Source organism: Streptomyces angustmyceticus (assembly GCF_040701845.1).
Lineage (GTDB): Bacteria > Actinomycetota > Actinomycetes > Streptomycetales > Streptomycetaceae > Streptomyces > Streptomyces angustmyceticus_A.
This window is the reverse complement of the sequence record NZ_JBFBHQ010000004.1, coordinates 97,109-112,241: the sequence shown is the minus strand read 5'-3', so window position 1 is coordinate 112,241 and position 15,133 is coordinate 97,109. Positions and strand designations below refer to the sequence as shown.

Genomic DNA, 15,133 nt, shown 5'->3' with positions numbered 1-15,133 from the left:
CAGCGGACTTGACGGCGTGTCGACAGCGGGCCGGTACACGCAGTGTCATCGCCGGGTCACCACATGTGGCGAGCGGCAGTGATCGCCCATAGCTTCGCCTCATGGCGCTTCGACAGATGACATACATGGGCTGTGTCGCCGGGATGCTGGTCGGCGGACTGGGCGCGGCATCGCCGTGCGACGCAGCGGAACGACACGTCGTCCACCCCGGGCAATCGATCCAACGAGCGGTGGACAGAGCGAAGCCGGGCGACACCGTCTTCATCCGGCCCGGCCACTACCGGGAGAGCGTGGTCATCCGCAAGTCGCGGATCCGCCTCGTCGGTGCGGACCACAAGACCGTGCTCGAGCCGGGCGGCAAGCGGGCCGGGAACATGTGCGCGAAGGCCGGCAACGGCATCTGCGTCATCGGCACGGCGGGCCGGCCACTGCGGGACGTCAGCATCCGTTCGCTGACCGTCAAGGGCTTCAAGAAGAACGGCATCTGGGCGTCCCGCACCGACCGGCTGCTCGTCCACGACGTGGCCGCGCGGCACAACGGGGTGTGGGGCATCGCCCAGGAGAGGTCCGTCCGCGGGCTGATCCGCGACAACGTCGTCACCGGCAACGGCGACTCGGGCATCTTCCTGGCGAACACGGTCAAGGAGGAGGCCGGGGCCACCGACACCCGCGGGGCCACGGTCACCGAGAACTACCTCGCGAACAACCGGATCGGCATCACCGTGCGCCGCGTCAGGAACCTGACGGTCGCCCACAACACCATCACCAAGAACTGCGGCGGCGTCTTCGTCGTCGGCGACGAGTCCCGTCCCCGGGCCGGCGCGCTGGCGGTCCGCAACAACACCATCGTCAAGAACAACAAGTACTGCCCCCGCACCCCGCGGCTGCCGTTCCTCCAGGGGTCCGGCATCGTCCTCACCGGTGCCGAGAAGACGCTGGTGCGGCGCAATCTGATCCGCGACAACGCCGGCAAGTCCCCGCTCTCCGGCGGCATCGTGCTCTTCCACAGCTTCGTGAAGGCCACCAACGAGCGCAACCTCATCGTCGACAACCTCGTGCTGCGCAACAAGCCGGTGGACCTCGCCAACCGCGACCCCAAGGGCAAGGGGAACCGGTTCGTCGACAACATCTGCCGGACCTCGCAGCCGCCCGGTCTGTGCCGGCGGCAGGGGGAGCACGGCGCACAGTCCTCTTCAACCGGAGAATAGAGGCGGAATGACCACCGTAAGCCACACCCCCCAGCCGGCCATGCGCCTCCGGGAGCTCGTCTTCGGTGCCGCGTGTGCGGCGGCCGTACGGGCGGCGGCGCAACTCCGCGTCGCCGACGCACTGGGCGACCGGCCCACCACCGCGGAGGAACTGGCCGCCGCGGTGAAGACCGAGCCGCGGCCGCTGGACCGGCTGCTGCGCACCCTGTCGTGCTACGGGATCTTCGAGGAGACCGACGACGGGAAGTACGTCCACACGGAGATGTCCCGGCTGCTGCGGGAGGACACCCCCAACAGCCTGCGGTACATCTCGCTGTGGTGCACCGAGCCGTGGACCTGGGCGGCCTGGCCGCGGCTCGACGACGCGGTGCGCACCGGCCGCAGCGTCTTCGACGACCTGTACGGCAAGAGCTTCTTCGAGTACCTGCACCAGGACGCCGGGGACTCGGCCGAGGTCTTCAACCGCGCGATGACCACGTCCAGCAAGCAGTCGGCACAGGACATCGCGAACCTGCTCGATCTGAGCGGCGCGTCGTCGGTGGCGGACATCGGCGGCGGCCAGGGGCATGTGCTCGCCAGCCTGCTGGAGAAGTACCCCACTCTGGAAGGCACCCTGCTCGATCTGCCCACCGTCGTGGCGAACCCGGACCCCCGGCTGCGCGAGGGCGGTCCGCTGGCCTCACGGGTGCGGGTGGTGCCCGGCGACTGCCGCGAGGACATCCCGGTCCAGGCCGATGTCTACATCATCAAGAACATCCTGGAGTGGGACGACGAGAGCACCCGCAGGACGCTGCACCATGTCGTCGCGGCCGCCCGCCCCGGCGCCCGCGTCGTGATCATCGAGAACCTCGTCGACGACAGCCCCTCGATGAAGTTCACCACCGCCATGGACCTGCTGCTGCTGTTGAACGTGGGCGGCGCCAAGCACACCAAGGCGAGCCTGGTCAGCCGCATGGCGGAGGCCGGCCTGAAGGTCGGCGAGATCCTCGTCGTCAATCCGTACCTGCACGCCTTCGAGTGCACCGTCCCCGAGTGAGCATGACCCGGCACGGCAGGTCGCCCGGTGCGGAGGCTTCTCCTCACCGGGCGACCTTGCCCTTGTCCGGGACGGCGCGGGAGCCGGGGGATCGCCCCGGTTCCGCGTACGCGTCAGCCGCTGCCGTCGCGCTGCCAGCTGTAGAACTGCTGGGCCATCGCGTCCTTGGGGCTCCGCCAGGTCTCGGGGTCGTACGCGCTGACGAAGGCGGACAGCTTGTCGCTGACGGCGCGGAACTCCGGGTGCTCCGTCACCTTGGCGATCTCCGGGCCGGGTGGCCGGTCGGATTCGATGAGGTGCAGATACACGTCACCGAACTGGAAGAGGGTCCGTCGCGAGACGCCGACCAGGTGCGGCAGTTCCGTACGGTCCGAGGCCTGGAAGACCTCGGCGATGTCCGGAGCCGAACCGGGCGCCATACGAGCGACGATCAGAGCGTGATGCATCGGGGAGATCCCTTCGTTGCCGCCGGGTGGCGGTCCGCACACGGCCTGTCGGGCCGTCAGCCGACGGTGGTGGACCGGAGCTCGCGGTCGCGCTGTTCGATGCGGTCGCGGATGAGCTCCATCTGGATCCGGGAGTTGCGGTTGATGAGCTCGGTCATGCCCTTGTCGTCGACCGGGGCGTCCGGCTTCATCGCGAAGTCCTGGGTCCAGTGCATGGAGGTGCCACCCGGGATCTCGCTGTACTTCCAGTGGATGTCCATGTGCTCGAACGGGCCGGTCTCGACCCGGCGGGCGCGGACCGTGCGGTTGCGGCGGTCGACGACCCGCTCGGAGACCCAGCTCCACACGGTGCCGTTGTCGTCCGGGTGCATGGTCAGCCGGAAGGTGGTCGTGTCGCCCTCCCGGGACAGCACCTCGACCGAGGCGTACTCGCTGAACAGCTGCGGCCAGTTCTCGATGTCGTTGGTGATGTCCCAGACGAGGTCGAGCGGTGCCGCGATGGTGATGTCGTTCTCGGTGTGGCCGGACATGTCAGGCTCCTGTCGTAGACACGTTCTCTTGGGCGGATTGGGGGGCGGTTCGACCGGTGTTGACGAGGTCGAGGAAGTCGCGCGGCGTCCTGCAGCGTTCCGCGTCGGTCGGCATCGTCCGGCCCTGCCGGTTCTCCAGCTCGCCGACGATGCCGAGCAGGCCCAGCGAGTCCAGGCCGAACTCGGTGAACGTCGCATCGGGCCGGTTCGCCAGCTCCTTCGGGTCGACGGTGAGCCCGGCGGCGGACTTCATCAGCGCGGCCAGCTCATTGAGCGTCAGTTGAGCGTTCATGTGCAGTTCTCCTTCTCACGAGGGGGACGGGGAGCCCTTGCGCAGCACCATCGCCGCGTTCGAGCCCATCAGTCCCCGGCTCAGCACCAGCGCCGTCCGCAACTCGGCGGGGCGGGCCCGCCCGGTCACCACGTCAAGGTCGTGGCAGACGTCGACGACGTTGGGGGTGGGCGGCACGACGCCCTGCTCCATCGAGAGCACCGCGGCCGCGGTGTCCAGGACGGGGGCGCCGCAGTACGCCCGCCCGGTGCCGGTCTTGGGTGCCGTCACCGGGACCTGCGAGGCGTGCCGGCCCAGGGCGTCCGCGATCGCCAGCGCCTCGGCCCGGTCGGCCGCGGGGACGCCGAGCGCGTCCGCGAACACCACATCGATCTCCTCCGGGGCACACCGCGCATCCGCCAGTGCGCCGCGGATGGCATGGGCGAGCCCCTCCCGGGACGCCTCCCACAGGGAGGCTCCGGTGAAGGTGGCGGCGTGCCCGGCCAGTACGGCCCGGACGCTGGCCCCGCGGGCCACGGCCGCCGCCTCTTCCTCGACGATCAGCATCGCGCCGCCCTCGGCGGGCACGAACCCGCAGGCGCCGCTGGTGAACGGCCGGTAGGCGCGGGCCGGATCCTCGAGCTTGCTCAGATCGTCGTAGCCGAGCTGGCAGACGACCGAGTAGGGGGCCAGGGGCGCCTCGGCGGCGCCCACGACGACGGCATCGGTGCCGCGCCGAATGGTGCGGGCGGCGTGCGCCAGGGCGTCCAGACCGCCCGCCTCGTCACTGGCCACGACTCCGCACGGCCCCTTGAAGCCGCCGCGGATGGAGATCTGACCGGTGCTCGCCGCGTAGAACCAGGCGATCGACTGGTACGGGCCGACGTGGCGGGAGCCCTGGCCCCAGAGCCGTTGCAGCTCCCGCTGGCCGAACTCGCCGCCGCCCGATCCGGCGGCCGTGACGACGCCCACCGCGAACGGTGAGTCGTTGTAGTCGGCACGGCCGAGCCGGGCGTCGTCCAGCGCGAGGTTGGCCGCCGCCATGGCGAAATGGGTGAACCGGTCCGTCTGGACGAGGTAGCGCTCCTCGATCAGATCCGCCGGATCGAACCCGCGGACCTCGCCGGCGACCTTGAGCGGAAGGTGCTCGCACCCCTCACGGGTGACGCGGTCGAGGACGCTGATGCCCTCGACCGTCGCCTTCCAGAAGGTCTCGGTGCTCACCCCGTTGGGGGCGATGACACCCATGCCGGTGACGACGGAACGACGTGTTTCCGGGGAGCTCATGATGCCCTCCCACCCTGTCGGGTCAGTACCACCGCTGACTGGAATCCACCGAAGCCGCTGCCGACCGAGAGCACCGAACGCAGCGGCAGCTTCCGGGCCGTCTTGGGCACGTAGTCGAGGTCGCACTCCGGGTCCGGAGTCTCGTAATTGGCCGTGGGCGGCACCACTTGGTGGGTGAGTGCCAGCACACAGGCCACGATCTCGATCGCGCCGATCGCCCCGAGCGAATGGCCCACCATGGATTTGATGGAACTCATCGGGATCTTGCGGGCGTGCGCACCGAGCGACCGCTTGACCGCGGCCGTCTCGTGCCGGTCGTTCTGCTGGGTGCCCGAGCCGTGCGCATTGACGTAGTCCACCTGGGTGGCGTCGATCCTGGCGTGGCCGAGGGCGCGGTTGATCGCCTCGGCCATCTCCAGGCCCTCCTGGGTGAGACCGGTCATGTGGTACGCGTTGCCGAAGGTGGCGTAGCCGCGTATCTCGCAGTGGATCGTCGCGCCGCGGGCGCGGGCGTGTTCCAGCTCCTCCAGGACGAGCACGGCGCCGCCCTCCCCCATCACGAATCCGTCGCGGTGGGCGTCGAACGGACGGGAGGCGTGTGCCGGATCGTCGTTGTTCGCCGAGGTCGCCTTGATCGCGTCGAAGCAGGCCACGGTGATGGGGGAGATCGGTGAGTCGGAGGCGCCGGCGATGCACACGTCGACCCGGCCCTCCTCGATGGACTGGAAGGCGTAACCGATGGCGTCGAGGCCGGAGGTGCAGCCCGTCGAGACGGTCTGCACCGGGCCGTGGGCGCCGATCTGCTCCGCCACCGCGGAGGCGAGCGAACTCGGGGAGAACGCCCGCTCCAGGTACCGGCCGGCGGGCCGGTGGTCGACGTCCCACCGGGCACCGTGGTTGCTGACGGCGACGTAGTCGTGCTCCAGGCGCGTGGTGCCGCCGACCGCGGTGCCCAGGGACACCCCGATGCGCCAGGGGTCCTCGGTCTCCGTGTCCAGGCCGGCGTCGCGCAGCGCCTCGTCGGCGGCGACCATCGCGAACTGGATGTACCGGTCCGAGCGGGCCACCTGCTCCTCGCTCAGCCCGTGTGCCGCGGGGTCGAAGTCGCACTCGGCGGCGATGCGCGAGCGGAACCCCTCCGGGTCGAAGAGGGTGATGCCGCGGGTCGCCGTGCGGCCTGCGGACAGCAGGTCCCAGAAGGCGGGCACACCCACACCGCCCGGAGCGACGATCCCGACGCCGGTGACCGCCACACGGCGGGTCATGACACCGGCTCCGCGCGTTCCGGTGGTGCGGCCGGTGTGCTCTCCTCGGTGTCCTCGGTGTCGACGTGTCCGAGCTCCGGGCGCGGGGCGAGCGGACCGAGGTGGAAGACCATCCGGGCCTCCACGTCCCCGACATTGCGGAAACGGTGCCGCATGTACGGGGGGATCAGCAGCCCCTGGTCCGGGCGCAGCGGGTGCGGTTCCCCGTCGAGGTCCACTTCGAGCGCGCCTTGGACGACGTACACGAACTCCTCGGAGTAGGGGTGGTAGTGCTCGCCGATGCGCTCGCCGGGCTGCACGAGTGCCATGCCCATGAAGCCGCTCGTGGCGCCCACCTCGCTGGGTGTCAGCATGGCGCGCAGATCACCTCCGCGCCGGCGGTTGGGCTGGGTCTCGCTGAGGTCCACGATGCGTGGGCGGTGCGTGGTCATGGCTGCTTCCTCCAAGGGCGTGGGGCCGGGGGTGGATGAGGGGGAGGGGCCTGCTGCGGCCGGGCGCGCAGTCAGGCGCCCGGTGCCCGGCGGTCCGTGATGAGGGCCATGTCGGCGCGCTCCAGGAAGCGCGCGAGCTCGCGGTCGTTGGACAGACCGCCGGCCACATCGGTGTCGAGCAGACGCCGCAGCACGGCCGTCTTGCGGGGACCGCGCACGCCCAGCGCCAGCACCGGGTCGCTCTCGATCGGGATCCGCAGATCGATGAGCCGGACGACCACGTCGTCGCGCTGGAAGATGGTGCTGCCGGCGATGGGGCACGCCGGATCGTCCGCGGCCAGCTCGTCCTGGCGGGCGAGCATCTGGGCCAGCGTCATGCCGCACCCTTCCTTGGCCGGGTAGAACAGCGCATGCCGCTTGATGCCGTCGGGCTGCTGTCCGCCCGAGGCGACGTGGTGCACGGCGGGCAGCGCGGCCCGGGTGAAGAACACCCGCGCGGAGTTCGGGTCGCTCAGGTCGCGGTCCTGCTCCAGGTACGGGTTGATGGCCTCCTCGACGGCCCTGACCTCGGGCTGCTGGGAGATGTGCCGCAGTGCCGCGACGAGGTCGCCCTGCACCTCGACGGCGCGCACGACGCGGTTGCCGTGCATGAACAGAGAGGTGCGGCGGAGCCGGGTGGTGTCGTCGACCCGGGCCTCCGGGGAGGTGTACCCGGCGAGGATGTCCGCGACCATCGATTCGCTGCCCGGCTTCACGGTGAAGGTCAGCGCGTGCCGGACCACCCCGTCGCCGACGCGGGGGTTGGCCTGCAGGCGGCCCTTGGGAGGCTCGGGCGCGAGGCGGGCGACGTTCGAGGTCTCGCGCAGGACGCTGAAGCGCAGCGACCGGGTGTCACGGACACAGCCGTGCAGCGGCTGGACCATCTTGACGTGTTCCTCGCTGTTGACCCAGGCCAGGAAGGGCGGTGCGCTCTCCCATTCACTGGTGATGAGCCACTGGGAGGGGTTCTCGATGGACTGGCACAGCTGGTCGGTGATGTGTCCGGGAACGGACGCGACCTGGTTGCGCAGGTGCTCGTAGGCTTCGAGGAAGTCCTGCTGGGCTCCTTCGTGGAGGTCCAGCAGCAGGACGACCCGCAGCCGGGAGCCGTCGAAGGCCGACTGGGATATTCGTTCCGACAGCGTTGTCATCGTCTACGCATCTCCTTCGGGGCCCGATGGCCCCAGTGGTGCGTCGTCAGTTCCGGTGCGATCCGGGGGACTGAGCCGGATGGTGGGGGCGGCCCTTTCCGGGTGTTCCGGGGGGCGTCCCGGATTCGATCGTGGCCGGGACCCACGGGTGGCGCGAGATGTGTGAGCCATGCAGGTGAACCGTGATCGAACAGGTCCTCAGCCGGGCATTCGTGCTCCATCTGCCGTAAGCGTCCCTGGAGCTGGAGCACGCAATGAATCCCACCGTCGAAGACCGGGTGCCGGTACTCGTCGTGGGCGGGTCCCTGGTCGGCCTGTCCGCGTCGCTGTTCCTGGGGCGCCTGGGTGTCAGACACCTGCTGGTCGAGAAGCACGCGGACACCTCCCGCCACCCGCGCGGGCGGGGCAACAACGTCCGCACCATGGAGCTGTTCCGGGTGGCCGAAGCGGAGGCGCGGATCCGCGAGGCCGCGTCGATCCTGGCCGACAACCACGGGATCCTGCAGGCCCGTTCACTCACCGGCGACGACCAGGAGTGGCTGTTCAAGGAGATCGACCCGGGCGGCGGACTCGCCCGCATCAGCCCGTCCGCCTGGTGCCTGTGCAGCCAGAACGACCTGGAGCCCGTCCTGGTGCGCTGTGCCCGCGAGCACGGCGGTGACCTGCGGTTCTCCACCGAGCTGAGCTCCTTCGAGCAGGACGCGCAGGGAGTGCGCGCGACGCTGAAGAACCGGGAGACCGGCGAGCTCACCACCGTGCACGCGGACTACCTCATCGCCGCCGACGGTCCCCGCAGCCCGGTCCGCGAGCGGCTGGGCATCGGCCAGACGGGCCCCGGCGACCTGTTCCACAACGTGAGCATCACCTTCCGCGCGCCGCAGCTCGCCGACGTCGTGGGCGACCGCCGCTTCATCGCCTGCTACTTGACCGACCCCGAGGCCGACGGCGCGCTGCTGCCGGTCGACAACAAGGCGGACTGGGTCTTCCACGCCCCATGGCACCCCGAGACGGGCGAGACCCTGGAGGACTTCACCGACGAGCGGTGCATCGAGCACATCCGCCGGGCAACGGGCGTACCGGACATGGCAGTTGAGATCACCGGCAAGGCCCCGTGGCACGCCGCCGAGCGGGTCGCCGAGCGGTACGCGGCCGGCCGGGTCTTCCTCGCCGGCGACTCGGCCCACGAGATGTCCCCCACCGGGGCGTTCGGCTCCAACACCGGCATCCAGGACGCCCACAACCTCGCCTGGAAGCTCGCCGCCGTGCTCAACGGCTCGGCGGGCCCGGAGCTGCTGGCGACCTACGAGGCGGAGCGGCAGCCGGTGGCGCAGGAGACCAGCGCCCGCGCCTCGGCGCGCTCGGCCGAGCACAGCCACCCGGGCTACTCCCCCGCTCCCGGCGCGGGCGGTGGCCGGCAGCGCGGGGTGCTCACCGTCGCCCTGGGGTACTGCTACCCGCAGGGCGCGGTCGTCGGCGCCGACCCCGGATTGCCGGTGGTGCCCGACCAGATGCGGCTGACGGGCGAGCCGGGCACCCGCGCCCCGCACATGTGGGTGCGGGCCGGCGGCGAGCGGCGCTCGACCCTCGATCTGTACGAGAGGTCGTTCGTCCTGCTGACCGGCTCCGAGGGCGAGATGTGGCGGACCGCCGCCAAGGGCGCCGTCGAGCAGTTCTCCCTCAAGCTGGACTGCTATCAGGTCGGCACCGGGCCGAACGACGATCTGGTGCCCGAGGACGGCGTCGACTGGGCCGAGAAGCACGGGACGACGTCCGAGGGCGCGGTGCTGGTGCGCCCCGACGGCTTCGTGGCGTGGCGGGCCGGGGGCCGGGTGGCCGACCCCGAGGCGGCGCTGCGGCAGGTCCTCAGCGCGCTGCTGTGCCGGAGCTGATCCGCCCGCCGCGCCCGGTGCCGGTCACACGGCCGGGGGCCGGCGCGAGGTGACACGGCGCTGCCGATGACGAGGGACCGGTGGGACATCCGCCGGTCCCTGTGTCACGCGCGAACGTATCTTCTGCCCGTCACCACCGCAGGGGCATCTCGGGGCCGCCCCGGCCGCGTCCCGCAACTCGGGGGCCGATTTCCGGTTGAGTCCGGGCATGGACGCCAAGAAGCCCGCCTCCCACCCCTTTCGGCGCATCGCCCTCCCCCACCAGCCGCCGGCCCTGCCGCCCCCCGCCCCGCAGGCGCGCCGCCCGGCCCAGGAGGAGACGCCGATCTTCGACCAGCTGCTCAAGGAGTGGCGCTCGGGCGAGATCCGGCCGGTCGTGTCCTGGCCGGTCGACGATCCGGGGAAGATCGGGACGGGCGGCGCGGTTGGCACGGATGATGGCCGTCCGTATCCGCGGACCCGTGACGAGGAGCATGCCCGTGAGCCTGTACGACATCCCCCTGCGCACCCTGACCGGTGAGCCCGCTTCGCTCGCCGACTACCGGGGCAAGGCCCTGCTGGTGGTGAACGTGGCGTCCAAATGCGGGCTGACCCCGCAGTACTCGGGCCTGGAGCGGCTGCAGCAGCGCTACGGGGACCGTGGTTTCAGTGTGCTGGGCTTCCCCAGCAACCAGTTCGCGGGCCAGGAGCCCGGCACCGCCGAGGAGATCGCCACCTTCTGCTCGGCGTCGTACGGCGTGAGCTTCCCGCTGTTCGAGAAGACCGATGTCAACGGCGAGGACCGGCACCCGCTGTACGCGGCGCTGACCGGCACCGAGGACGCCGAAGGGGCGGCCGGCGACGTCCAGTGGAACTTCGAGAAGTTCCTGATCGATGCCCAGGGCCAGGTCGCGGGCCGCTTCCGGCCGCGCACCGAGCCGGAGGCCGGGGAACTGATCACCGCCATCGAGGCGGCCCTGCCGGCCTGAGTTCCGATGCCCCGGCGGACCGGCCGGGCGGCGGTGGGGCGGGGCGGGGCGGGTCAGGCGACGGCGGTGCCCGCGGGGTCCGCGACCCCGGCCGGTCCGGACGATCCGGCGGCCGCGTCCGTGTCGTCGCCGCCGCCGGTGTCGTCGGACATGATCTCGAAGCTGCCGGCCAGGCCGGTCATCCGCAGCAGCCGGGCGACGCTCCCGCCGCCGGAGACACCGGCCAGCCGCATCCGGCCGCCCCGCTGCCGGGTCCGGAAGCGGGCGCGGCTGAGCAGGGACAGCCCGGCGCAGTCGATGAACGTGACCGCGCGTACGTCGACCACGAGGTCGGCGCCCTGTGTGCCGGTGATCTCGTCGAGCCGGTCGGACAGCACCGACACGGCGAGAATGTCCAGCTCACCGCGGAGTTCCAGCACGGTCGTGCCTCCCGCGGCGCGGCTGGGTCCCACGAGTCTCGGGTAGTACTGACCTTCATCCATCGGCCCGGCCCACTTTCGTGCCGAGGCGCGGGATATGGCCACGCGTCTGCGGCGGAGATGTTCGGAAGGTGTGGGGGGCGCCCGGCGCGATCCGGGCGGTTCGGCCCGTTTCCGGGTCGTCGGTGGTGCGGTGGCGTGCTGTCCGTGTCCCTGTGTTTCTGCTGCTGTGCCCGTAGTTGACTACGGCTTACCCGCCGACCGCGCCCTCAAAGTCCCGGCGCACGCCCCAGCTTCAGGTTGTCTCAAAGTCGCCCCTCGGGGGCGTGGCCGAGATAGATGACCACGGCCCCACCCGGGGCGGTCACCGACGGCGGCCGGGCCGGCACCGGCGACCCGCCCCGACGGCCGCCGGCCCGACCGCGACACCCCGGCCCCCGCGCCCGGCCGGCGCGATGATCACCTCCGGGGCGCCTCTTCCGGATCCGCACCCCGGGGGCCCCTAATGCCACTCTTTCGGGCGAATTAGACTGTCTGGACCGTCCGGAAAGTGAGAGGTGTGCCCTGAAGCCGTCGGATCCCGCGGGAGAGCTCCCCGAGCGCACCGCGCAGAGCCTGCGCGAGCTGGCCGGTGGGCCGATCTCCCGGCTTCCGCAGCTGCTGGAGGCGATGGTGGCGGTCGGCTCCGACCACGATCTGCGCCGCGCCCTGGGCCGTATCGCCGAGACCGCCGCCTCCCTGACCGGTGCCCGCCATGCCGCCGTCGGCCTCCGCGACGAGGCCGGCGACGGCCCAGGTGGGCCGGTCACCCACGGCCCCTCCCCCGAGGGCGAGCCGCCCGCCGGGGGCTGCCTGGAGGTGCCGATCCAGGTACAGGGAGAGCTGTTCGGCACGCTGTACGTCGCGGGGAAGGACGGCCCCGAGGGGTTCGGCGACACGGATCTGCACCTGGTGCGGGTGCTGGCCACCGAGGCCGGGATCGCGCTGAGCAATGCCCGGATGCACGGTGCCGCCCGGCAGCGCCGGCGCTGGATCGACGGCGCGGCGTCCGTCACCACGGCCCTGCTGGCCGGGCCCGAGACCGGCTCGTCGACCAGGGACGCCCTGACCGTCGTCGCGGAGAAGGGCCGGGAGCTGGCCGAGGCGGCGACCGGCGCGGTCCTGTTGCCGCACGCCGGGGGCGGGATGGAGGTCGTGGCGCTCTCCACCGTGCTCCCCGAGACCGTACGGGCCGAGGCCCACCGCGGCCGGATTCCGCCGGAGAGCCCGGTCGTCCACCAGATACACGCCGGCCTCGCGGTCTTCTCCGACGACTTCGCCGACGACCCCAGGTCGATCTCCCCGATGTCGCGCCACTACGGCCCGACGATGCTGCTGCCGCTGCGCAGCAACGGACGGGTGCTGGGCGCCCTCGCGCTGTGCCGGATAGCCGGCGACCGCCGCTTCAGCCACACCGAGCGGACCCTGGGGACCCAGTTCGCCGCCCAGGCCGCGGTGGCGCTCGTGCTGGCCGACCGGCACCGTGACCGCGAGCGGCTGGCCGTCTTCGAGGACCGCGACCGGATCGCCCGCGACCTGCACGATCTGGTCATCCAGCGGCTGTTCGCCACCGGGATGCTGCTGGAGACCGCCCGGCGCAAGGCCGTGCTGCCGGAGGTACGGGACGGGGTGGGCCGGGCGGTCGACGAGCTGGACGCCACGATCCAGGAGATCAGAACGGCGATCATCGCGCTGCAGCAGGGGCCGTCCGAGGCGCCGCCGGGGCTGCGCACCCGCGTCCTGCGGGAGGCCGCCGCGGTCACCGCGGCGCTCGGCACCCGGCCGTCGGTGCGCTTCACCGGACCGGTCGACACCCGGGTCGACGACATGGGCGCGCGTGAGCTGCTGGCCGCGCTCGGCGAGGCGCTGGCGACGGTGACCGCCGCGGCCTCGGCGCGGCCGCAGCCGACCCGGGTGGAGATCGCCGTGGACCTCACCGTCCCGCCCCCCGGTGGCCGGCCGGGCATCCGGCTGACGGTGGCCCGCCCCGACGACGACGTCCCGCCGGTGGTCTGGGAGCGTCCGCTCCGCGGCGGGCCCGGCGCCTGATCCGCCGCCCGGCCAGGTCCGGCATGCTCTGTCGGGTGATGCCACGGGATTCACTTGACCTCAACATTGGTTGAGGTCCTACGTTCCTGCTATGTCGCCGGGCACGCACGGCGATCCCGTGAGGACCCGGCACCTGGAGGCCACGATGGACATGGAAGTCACCGCCTGGCACGCGCTGCACAGCACGATGACCGCGCAGCAGGGCAAACGCCGCTTCTCCCGCGGCACCCTGCGCCGCATCACGGCATTCGCCCGCCCGCACCGCCGTCGCCTGGTGTGGTTCCTCGTGCTGAGCACGGCCACCGCGATGCTCGCGGTGGCCACCCCGCTGCTGGCGGGCCGGGTGGTGGACGCGATCGTGGGCGGCGGCTCGGCGTCCCTCGTCATCAGGCTGTCCGGCCTGATCGCGGTGATCGCGGTCGCCGAGGCGGTGCTGGGGCTGGTGACCCGCTGGCTGTCCGCGAGCATCGGTGAGGGGCTGATCCTGGACCTGCGGACGACGGTGTACGACCACGTCCAGCGGATGCCCGTCGCCTTCTTCACCCGCACCCGCACCGGAGCGCTGGTCAGCCGCCTCAACAACGATGTGATCGGCGCCCAGCGGGCCTTCAGCGACACCCTGTCCGGGGTCGTCAGCAATATCGTGACGCTGCTGCTGACCCTCGTGGTGATGCTCGGTCTGTCCTGGCAGATCACCCTGATCGCGCTGGTGCTGCTGCCGGTGTTCGTCCTGCCCGCGCGCCGGGTCGGCCGGCGGCTGGCCGCGCTGCGCCGGGAGGGCGCCGACCACAACGCGGCGATGGGCACCCAGATGACCGAGCGGTTCTCCGCCCCCGGCGCCACCCTCGTCAAGCTGATGGGCCGCCCGGCCCACGAGTCCGCCGAGTTCGCCGTCCGGGCCCGCCGGGTGCGCGACATCGGGGTCCGCTCGGCCATGGTCCAGACGTACTTCGTCACCGCCCTCACCCTCGTCTCCGCCCTGGCGCTGGCCGTCGTCTACGGGCTGGGCGGCTTCCTCGCGCTGCGCGGACAGCTGGAGGCCGGCGCGATCGTCTCGCTGGCCCTGCTGCTCACCCGGCTCTACGCCCCGCTGACCGCGCTGTCCGGTGCCCATATCGAGGTGATGAGCGCGCTGGTCAGCTTCGAGCGGGTCTTCGAGGTGCTCGACCTCGAACCGCTGATCACCGAGAAGCCGGACGCCCGCGCGGTCCCCGACGGCCCGGTGTCCGTGGAGTTCGACGCGGTCCGCTTCGCCTACCCGGCCGCGGACAAGGTCTCGCTGGCCTCCCTGGAGGAGGTCGCCACCCTCGACACCCGGGGCGGCGAGGAGGTCCTGCACGGCATCTCCTTCCGCGCCGAACCCGGCCAGATGATCGCCCTGGTCGGCTCCTCGGGCGCCGGCAAGTCGACCGTGGCCCAGCTGCTGCCGCGGCTGTACGACACCGACTCCGGCGCGGTCCGGCTGTCCGGCGTGGACGTCCGTGAGCTGACCGCCGCCTCGCTGCGCGACGCCCTCGGGATGGTCACCCAGGACGGGCACCTCTTCCACGACACGATCCGCGCCAACCTGCTGCTGGCCGGGCCGGAGGCGACCGAGCAGGAGCTGTGGGACGCGCTGCGCCGGGCGCGCCTGGAAGACCTGATCACCGCGCTCCCCGACGGGCTGGACACCGTCGTGGGCGAGCGGGGCTACCGGCTCTCGGGCGGCGAACGGCAGCGGCTGACCATCGCCCGGCTGCTGCTCGCCCAGCCCCGGGTGGTGATCCTCGACGAGGCCACCGCCCATCTGGACAACACCTCCGAGGCGGCGGTGCAGGAGGCGCTGACCGAGGCGCTGGAGGGCCGTACCGCGCTGGTCATCGCCCACCGCCTGTCGACCGTACGGGCCGCGGACCTGATCCTGGTGGTCGAGGAGGGGCACATCGTCGAGCGCGGGACGCACGAGACGCTGCTGGCCGCCGACGGGCGCTACGCCGAGCTGTACCGGACGCAGTTCACCGACGAGGAGGACCGGCGGGAGACCGCGGTGGCGGCCCGGCGCGCGGAGGCCGGCCCGGATGCCGTGCCGGATTCGGCGCTGGTGAACTGACGCCGCGCCGGAAGGC

The 15,133-nt window shown here is 71.8% G+C and carries 15 protein-coding genes; 7 read left to right on the top strand and 8 right to left on the bottom strand.

The window, feature by feature from the left end; genetic code table 11:
• Positions 1–101: 101 nt before the first annotated feature.
• The gene (locus AB0411_RS11380) at positions 102–1,208 is read left to right on the top strand and encodes a right-handed parallel beta-helix repeat-containing protein (RefSeq protein WP_366417028.1); all 1,107 of its coding nucleotides are present in this window, start codon (positions 102–104) and stop codon (positions 1,206–1,208) included.
• A gap of 7 nt (positions 1,209–1,215) precedes the next feature.
• Positions 1,216–2,244 (top strand): methyltransferase, encoded by a 1,029-nt coding sequence (locus tag AB0411_RS11375; RefSeq protein ID WP_366417027.1) that lies wholly within the window; start codon positions 1,216–1,218, stop codon positions 2,242–2,244.
• Positions 2,245–2,357: 113 nt separating this feature from the next.
• Here AB0411_RS11375 and AB0411_RS11370 read toward each other — a convergent pair whose 3' ends face one another.
• From AB0411_RS11370 to AB0411_RS11340, 7 genes are all read right to left on the bottom strand, one after another.
• Complete coding sequence (locus AB0411_RS11370; protein ID WP_159478707.1) at positions 2,358–2,690, bottom strand: TcmI family type II polyketide cyclase; 333 nt, start codon at positions 2,688–2,690, stop codon at positions 2,358–2,360.
• A 56-nt stretch (positions 2,691–2,746) separates the two neighbouring features.
• A complete protein-coding gene (locus AB0411_RS11365; protein ID WP_366417026.1) occupies positions 2,747–3,220 on the bottom strand; it encodes an SRPBCC family protein in 474 nt (157 codons plus the stop codon).
• Position 3,221: 1 nt separating this feature from the next.
• Positions 3,222–3,512 carry an acyl carrier protein gene (locus AB0411_RS11360; protein ID WP_366417025.1) on the bottom strand — a complete coding sequence of 97 codons (291 nt, stop codon included), beginning with the start codon at positions 3,510–3,512 and terminating at the stop codon, positions 3,222–3,224.
• Positions 3,513–3,527: 15 nt separating this feature from the next.
• Complete coding sequence (locus tag AB0411_RS11355) at positions 3,528–4,778, bottom strand: ketosynthase chain-length factor (protein WP_366417024.1); 1,251 nt, start codon at positions 4,776–4,778, stop codon at positions 3,528–3,530.
• Positions 4,775–6,043 (bottom strand): beta-ketoacyl-[acyl-carrier-protein] synthase family protein, encoded by a 1,269-nt coding sequence (locus tag AB0411_RS11350; protein WP_366417023.1) that lies wholly within the window; start codon positions 6,041–6,043, stop codon positions 4,775–4,777. Before AB0411_RS11350 ends, AB0411_RS11355 begins: the two co-directional genes overlap by 4 nt.
• A complete protein-coding gene (locus tag AB0411_RS11345; RefSeq protein ID WP_366417022.1) occupies positions 6,040–6,474 on the bottom strand; it encodes a cupin domain-containing protein in 435 nt (144 codons plus the stop codon). The genes AB0411_RS11350 and AB0411_RS11345 overlap by 4 nt, the downstream gene beginning before the upstream one ends.
• 71 nt (positions 6,475–6,545) lie before the next feature.
• Positions 6,546–7,664 carry a SchA/CurD-like domain-containing protein gene (locus tag AB0411_RS11340; protein ID WP_366417021.1) on the bottom strand — a complete coding sequence of 373 codons (1,119 nt, stop codon included), beginning with the start codon at positions 7,662–7,664 and terminating at the stop codon, positions 6,546–6,548.
• Between the two features lie 254 nt (positions 7,665–7,918).
• Between AB0411_RS11340 and AB0411_RS11335 the strand changes: the two genes are divergently transcribed.
• The 3 genes from AB0411_RS11335 to AB0411_RS11325 all read left to right on the top strand — a co-directional run bounded on the left by AB0411_RS11335 (position 7,919) and on the right by AB0411_RS11325 (position 10,521).
• Entirely contained in the window at positions 7,919–9,553 is a 1,635-nt protein-coding gene (locus AB0411_RS11335) for an FAD-dependent oxidoreductase (protein WP_366417020.1), read from the top strand.
• A 208-nt stretch (positions 9,554–9,761) separates the two neighbouring features.
• Complete coding sequence (locus AB0411_RS11330) at positions 9,762–10,073, top strand: hypothetical protein (RefSeq protein ID WP_366417019.1); 312 nt, start codon at positions 9,762–9,764, stop codon at positions 10,071–10,073.
• A complete protein-coding gene (locus AB0411_RS11325) occupies positions 10,033–10,521 on the top strand; it encodes a glutathione peroxidase (protein ID WP_366417018.1) in 489 nt (162 codons plus the stop codon). Before AB0411_RS11330 ends, AB0411_RS11325 begins: the two co-directional genes overlap by 41 nt.
• A 53-nt stretch (positions 10,522–10,574) precedes the next feature.
• Here the strand turns inward: AB0411_RS11325 and AB0411_RS11320 are convergent, their stop codons facing one another.
• Positions 10,575–10,973 carry an STAS domain-containing protein gene (locus AB0411_RS11320; RefSeq protein ID WP_366417017.1) on the bottom strand — a complete coding sequence of 133 codons (399 nt, stop codon included), beginning with the start codon at positions 10,971–10,973 and terminating at the stop codon, positions 10,575–10,577.
• Between the two features lie 636 nt (positions 10,974–11,609).
• Between AB0411_RS11320 and AB0411_RS11315 the strand changes: the two genes are divergently transcribed.
• Both AB0411_RS11315 and AB0411_RS11310 read left to right on the top strand, forming a co-directional pair.
• On the top strand, positions 11,610–13,028 hold the full coding sequence (locus tag AB0411_RS11315; RefSeq protein WP_366417016.1) for a GAF domain-containing protein: 1,419 nt from the start codon (positions 11,610–11,612) through the stop codon (positions 13,026–13,028).
• Positions 13,029–13,173: 145 nt separating this feature from the next.
• Complete coding sequence (locus tag AB0411_RS11310; RefSeq protein WP_366417392.1) at positions 13,174–15,117, top strand: ABC transporter ATP-binding protein; 1,944 nt, start codon at positions 13,174–13,176, stop codon at positions 15,115–15,117.
• Positions 15,118–15,133 lie beyond the last annotated feature (16 nt).

Bases quoted from the DNA above. Each gene is read 5' to 3' on its own strand.
- AB0411_RS11380 (WP_366417028.1), top strand. From the start codon at position 102: ATGGCGCTTCGACAGATGACATACATGGGCTGTGTCGCCGGGATGCTG.
- AB0411_RS11375 (WP_366417027.1), top strand. From the start codon at position 1,216: ATGACCACCGTAAGCCACACCCCCCAGCCGGCCATGCGCCTCCGGGAG.
- AB0411_RS11370 (WP_159478707.1), bottom strand. From the start codon at position 2,690: ATGCATCACGCTCTGATCGTCGCTCGTATGGCGCCCGGTTCGGCTCCG.
- AB0411_RS11365 (WP_366417026.1), bottom strand. From the start codon at position 3,220: ATGTCCGGCCACACCGAGAACGACATCACCATCGCGGCACCGCTCGAC.
- AB0411_RS11360 (WP_366417025.1), bottom strand. From the start codon at position 3,512: ATGAACGCTCAACTGACGCTCAATGAGCTGGCCGCGCTGATGAAGTCC.
- AB0411_RS11355 (WP_366417024.1), bottom strand. From the start codon at position 4,778: ATGAGCTCCCCGGAAACACGTCGTTCCGTCGTCACCGGCATGGGTGTC.
- AB0411_RS11350 (WP_366417023.1), bottom strand. From the start codon at position 6,043: ATGACCCGCCGTGTGGCGGTCACCGGCGTCGGGATCGTCGCTCCGGGC.
- AB0411_RS11345 (WP_366417022.1), bottom strand. From the start codon at position 6,474: ATGACCACGCACCGCCCACGCATCGTGGACCTCAGCGAGACCCAGCCC.
- AB0411_RS11340 (WP_366417021.1), bottom strand. From the start codon at position 7,664: ATGACAACGCTGTCGGAACGAATATCCCAGTCGGCCTTCGACGGCTCC.
- AB0411_RS11335 (WP_366417020.1), top strand. From the start codon at position 7,919: ATGAATCCCACCGTCGAAGACCGGGTGCCGGTACTCGTCGTGGGCGGG.
- AB0411_RS11330 (WP_366417019.1), top strand. From the start codon at position 9,762: ATGGACGCCAAGAAGCCCGCCTCCCACCCCTTTCGGCGCATCGCCCTC.
- AB0411_RS11315 (WP_366417016.1), top strand. From the start codon at position 11,610: ATGGTGGCGGTCGGCTCCGACCACGATCTGCGCCGCGCCCTGGGCCGT.
- AB0411_RS11310 (WP_366417392.1), top strand. From the start codon at position 13,174: ATGGACATGGAAGTCACCGCCTGGCACGCGCTGCACAGCACGATGACC.